Source organism: Kitasatospora sp. NPDC059571 (assembly GCF_042735675.1).
Classification (GTDB): Bacteria; Actinomycetota; Actinomycetes; order Streptomycetales; family Streptomycetaceae; genus Kitasatospora.
In genome coordinates this window covers 1-1,510 of the sequence record NZ_JBHWBW010000085.1, presented here as the reverse complement: position 1 = coordinate 1,510, position 1,510 = coordinate 1, and the positions used below count along the sequence as shown (strand labels likewise).

General features: G+C 75.8%; 2 protein-coding genes. One reads left to right on the top strand and one right to left on the bottom strand.

The window, feature by feature from the left end; all coding sequences use genetic code 11:
* Positions 1–141: 141 nt before the first annotated feature.
* Complete coding sequence (locus tag ACFV0G_RS12905) at positions 142–543, bottom strand: YciI family protein (RefSeq protein ID WP_380545859.1); 402 nt, start codon at positions 541–543, stop codon at positions 142–144.
* 257 nt (positions 544–800) lie between these two features.
* Between ACFV0G_RS12905 and ACFV0G_RS12900 the strand changes: the two genes are divergently transcribed.
* A complete protein-coding gene (locus ACFV0G_RS12900; RefSeq protein ID WP_380545857.1) occupies positions 801–1,448 on the top strand; it encodes a DUF4232 domain-containing protein in 648 nt (215 codons plus the stop codon).
* The last annotated feature ends 62 nt before the right edge of the window (positions 1,449–1,510 follow it).

The following is a 1,510-nucleotide window of genomic DNA, read 5'->3' as shown; positions in this document are numbered from 1 at the left end:
GGGCCCGGGGCGGGGGGGGGGCAAACCGGCCCACGGGCCCGGCGGCCCCCCCGCCCTCCACCGCCCCCCCCCGGGGGGTCGCCGCGCCGCGGCCGGGGGCCGCCGGGGCGCCCAGCCGCCCCTCGATGCCGGTCCGGTCGGTCACAGGTCGAACGCCACGTCGCTCATCACCCGGCGCACCTCGACCGGCTGCCGGGTCGGCACCCCGCCCGGTCCGGGCACGGCCGAGATCCGGGCGGCGATCTCCAGGGCGCGGGCCTCCGACTCCACGTCGACGACGTTGAACCCGGCCAGCACCTCCTTGGACTCCGGGAACGGGCCGTCGGTCACCACCGGCGCCGCCCCGCCGTCCGAGCGCACGATCCTGGCCAGCCGCGGGTCGGCCAGTCCGGTGAACTGCACCATCTCGCCGCTCGCGACCAGCTCCTCGGTCAGGGCCGCGTAGTAGTCGAAGTGCGCGGTGATGTCGCCGGGGGCCCACTGGTCCATGGGCTCCTCGAACACTCCGCCGTCGTGGTTGACCATCAGCAGGAACTTCGGCACGGGACTCCTCGATCTTCGGCGCGCCCAGTGTGGCGCACTCACCCTACGAACGGAGCCGCCGAACGGTTCTCTACATCGCCCGCAGAGGATCTCGCGGACGGGTTCCGGCCGCCCGCGGAGGGAAGCCACAGGTTCTCCCAGGAGATTCTCAGCAAGGGGCAACCGATCGGCCGCTCCCGGTGTGTTCATCCCTGGGAACACACAGCACGGCCGGGCGGAAGCGGCCCGCCGGCTGTCCTGACGATCCGGGGGGATCCATGAACTCGCGCAACCTGGTGGCGGCTTCCTTAACGGCACTGCTGGCCGGAGTCGGCCTGACGGCCTGCGGCTCCGGCCCCGCGACCGGCCCGGCCAAGGCCGCCGGGCCGGCCACGGTGTCCGCCGCACCGCTCGCGGGCCGGACCGCGGCCCCGACCGCCGCAGCCCCGGGGGTCACGGTGGCGACGGGCTCCGGCGGCCCGAAGGCCCCCGCCTGCGCCGCCCGGGATCTGAGGTGGGCGCTGACCCGCCTCACCGACGCGGGCACCGGGACGAAGGATCCGGCGAACGCCGAACTCGTCGCCGTCAATTCCGGCTCCCACGGCTGCACCATGGCCGGCTACCCGAGGCTCGAGTTCCACCTCGGCAAGGGCCCGGAGGCCGTCGCGGTCGGGAAGGGCAGCCCCGCCCCGGTGACCCTGGCCGCGGGCAGGAAGGCGGTGTTCGCCCTGCACTACTCCGAGATGAACGGCAAGGGCCCGGACAGCGACAGCTGCAACCCGTCCGTCACCGCCGAGGCCGGCGAGGTGGCCGCACCGGGCGAGAGCACCCTGGCGCGGGTCCAGGTGCTGGATCAGCACGGGAAGCCGGCCCGGATCACCGTCTGCGGTGACGAGGTCCGCATGAGCCCGCCCGTCGGCCGGTAGCGCCTGGCCCGAGGCCGCGCGCCCCGCGCCGGGCGGGCGGCCCCCCGCCCCCGCGCCCCACC